The sequence below is a fragment of the uncultured Eudoraea sp. genome, from assembly GCF_947258925.1.
GTDB lineage: Bacteria > Bacteroidota > Bacteroidia > Flavobacteriales > Flavobacteriaceae > Eudoraea.
In genome coordinates, this window is record NZ_CAMYKG010000074.1 from 1 (window position 1) to 3,395 (window position 3,395).

Below are 3,395 nucleotides of genomic sequence, written 5' to 3' on the forward strand. Positions count from 1 at the left end.
AGGAAAAACTTCATCATAAATAGTATAGTGTTCCATATCGGTTATATGAATAGAATAATACCTTCCTTCTTCAACCTCCGGGAAAGTAACGGTAACCGGGCCATCGGTTAAGTCAATTACTGCTTTTGTATAAATATGGTCTAAAGCCGGTGTTACTACAGGATCAGTTCCTTCTGTAGGCAATTCTCTGGTATGAAATAACTTATTAGTTCCACTGGCTTGTTGAGCAGTTGTTATCATATAGTTCATGTGATGATAGACCATGAAAGCTAAAAAGTCTGCATCAGAAGGTTTCGCCAATATTTCAGTCGCCTCTGCCGACTTGCTATCTGTTGACTCCTCTTTTTTCGATTTGGTCCCACAAGAGATAATGCTAAATGTAATTACTGTAACTAGTGTTAGTTTAATAAGATTTTTCATAGTTCAAATATTGATAATTAAGAGCAAATGCAAACGGTTTTGTAAGAAGGCAAAAGCTAAAAAGAAAACACCATCTTTTAGTTGGATAAAAATTTCCGAATGTCATTCGACAATTTTAAGAAATCAGGTTCGTGCGTGTACATCATGTGTCCTGCTTCATAATAGGTCATTTCTATCTTTTCTCTGTCTATCCCGTTGCGGGAATAGGTATACTCAGCATCAAAAAACGGACAAATCAAATCACAAAAAACGGACAAATCAAATCATAATAACCACTCGCGACCATGACTCTCATTTCCGTATTCCGTCTCATGGTCTCAGCCAATTTTCGTGTAACATTAACAAAGGAAGGCTCCCATTGTTTTCCCTCCGGAAGAGTTCTCCAGTTCCAATTTTTGTAAACTTTATCATTGGAAGTAATATAAGGTCGATCCATGCTTACGTTTAGATCTGAGGACATATAATGATTTATTGCGGCGGTATAAGCCCCGCTTATCTGGTAGCTGGATGCGTCTCCCAAATGAGGGCCATCAGTTAAATCATCAACTTCATCTCCCATAAAACGGCCATCTAACCTGCCAAGGGCTAATCCCTGATCTGCAAGTAATTCCTTCTGAAAGCGATGCATTAATACTCTAAGATTAGACTTTAGAATATACGCCTTGTCGAGGCCGGTAAAATAGCTTAGTTTTTCCGCAACCTTGTTTTGTTCAGCTTCACTGAGTAATGATCCTTTATATAGTGCCGGGGCATATGAATCATATGTGTAGTTTCTGCATTCATCAATAAATGATTCAAGCGATTTTCCTTGGCCTGCTTTTTTGTGGTACCAGGCGGTTGCAGCCATACTGGGCAGGTAGGTAAGATAGGAAGTTATATTGTCGTGAACGGATGTTGAGCCCTCATAATCCAGGGCTTGGGAAATAAGGATTAAACCATTTAACGACATGTTCTGACCCCCTTCTTCCAGGGCATTGGCTACAGCAGCCGCTCTTACCGTCCCAAAACTTTCACCGGCAATAAATTTTGGGGAAAACCATCGATTATTTTTAGTAACCCATTGTCTAATAAATTTGGCGATTGATTTTGCATCTTCATTTAAGCCCCAATAGTCTTTGACTTTACCCTTGCCAATGACACGGCTGTAACCGGTGCCAACAGGATCTATAAAAACAAGGTCTGTCAAATCGAATAAGCCATTTTTATTATCCACTAAATTATAAGGCGCGGCACCATCATCTTCTTTAGCATCCGAGTTAACTTTTACCAATTTGGGACCAAGCATTCCCATATGTAACCACACAGATGCAGATCCGGGACCCCCGTTAAAAACAAAAGTAACCGGTCGTTTAGTCATATCGCTTACCCCTTCCTGGATATAAGCCACAGACCATATTGAAGCTACTGCCTCCTCGGAATCATTTTTTAAATACATTTCTGAGGCAACAGCCTTGTATCTGATTATTTTACCTCTGTTAGTTATTTGATGATTGGTAAAAAACGATTTTGCTTCCGGTACCGGTTTTGTAGTCTCTTTCTTTTCCTGGGAAGAAATGGAAATTGAAAAGAGGAGAATTATGGAAAGGATATTTAATTTCATTACAGCTAGTATTATAGTTTTTTCAAATATAGTTGATTAAATTCTTTACGGTTACGCTCACTGTGCTAACCGATTTTTGTGAATGACCTGTTTAATAGAGTAACCCGTGTCCGAAAGCTCCTTGCACCCGGCAAATCTCTGAAGCGAATGAAGCAGCCTCTTCGAGTGCTTTTTCAATCAACGAGTCCTGAGGAACACTGGCATTGGTTTTGCCTTTTAAGTAGGAAGTCAGGAATCCGGTGATGAAGGCATCTCCTGCTCCTAGCGTGTCTGTTGGTGTCACTGCCAGGGGAGCTTGTCTAAACCATGATCTTCCATCGAACAAAATTACTTCCTTTGGTCCCCGCGTGGCCACCGCCATGATACAGCCCCGATTCACCACTTCCTCAAGAAGTTCTTTCACTGTCTCTTCAGTCCATTCGCTACAGGAAAAAAACCCGAAGTCTATGTACTGGCATAGGGATAGTGCATGTTCGCTGTCGAAGTCATCTGAAAAGTCGTAGCTGATCATGGGATTCAGTGGTTTTATTTTTCCTAGATAGTCATCCATATAGCTGTACGCACTGGTATGTACTATTGAAAAGGATTGCAGGTAATCGAGATCGTCAAATATGAATTCCATTGAGACGGATTTGCTGATTCCACCTTCATTAGATGAAATGAAGATTCGTTCCCCATCCTGGATTTTCAAAATTGCCTGTCCGTTTGGTCCGTCAACACATCGGCTATGGGAAGTATCAACACCTATGTTGGTTAGTGTTTGTTGCACATGCTTAGCACTGTCATCGCTTCCAAAAACGCCAAGATAGGCAGAGTCACAGCCCAACATGGACGCATATACCGAAAAGTTGAGGGCATTGCCCCCCGGAAACATAGTACGAATGTCAATGTAGTTATCCACAACATTGTCTCCGATACCTATAACTTTAAGTGTTTCATCGCCCATCATCTGCTTTAATATTCAACTATACCCATATAACGGCGTGTTTCAAGCGGATGATTACGAATTTTTGCCAATGCTTCACGATAATCACACAGCACACTGTAAAACATTATCGGATTGAAGTATTCTACAACGGATGCGGGAATTACGCCAATACCCAACTCCCGGGCGTCTACAACCACATATTTTTTGGCATAAGTTTTAAGGAAAGTGATCACCCTTTGATCAAGCGGCCGCGTTCGACCTTCATTTACCAATACAATAAAATTGGTTTTTTTGTCTGTAACTTCGAAAGGACCATGAAAAAACTCACCGGAGTGAATTGAGCTCGCGTGCAGCCTTTGCATTTCCATCAGAGAGCAGATGGCAAAACCATATGCATGTCCGTAACTTGCCCCGCTCGACAAAATGTAGAATAAATTCTCATTCTGA

At 40.9% G+C, this 3,395-nt stretch carries 3 protein-coding genes and 1 pseudogene; all 4 read right to left on the minus strand.

What is annotated here, in order from left to right:
* Positions 1-420: DUF1254 domain-containing protein (locus Q0X77_RS15235; protein WP_297798674.1), on the minus strand; the 420-nt coding region annotated here is incomplete at its 3' end.
* A 235-nt stretch (positions 421-655) separates the two neighbouring features.
* Positions 656-2,020, minus strand: a complete 1,365-nt coding sequence (locus Q0X77_RS15240) for a peptidase S10 (RefSeq protein WP_297798675.1) — start codon at positions 2,018-2,020, stop codon at positions 656-658.
* Positions 2,021-2,111: 91 nt separating this feature from the next.
* Complete coding sequence (locus tag Q0X77_RS15245) at positions 2,112-2,969, minus strand: PfkB family carbohydrate kinase (RefSeq protein WP_297798676.1); 858 nt, start codon at positions 2,967-2,969, stop codon at positions 2,112-2,114.
* A 5-nt stretch (positions 2,970-2,974) separates the two neighbouring features.
* Positions 2,975-3,395, minus strand: a pseudogene (locus tag Q0X77_RS15250) (phosphosugar isomerase); the annotation flags it as partial.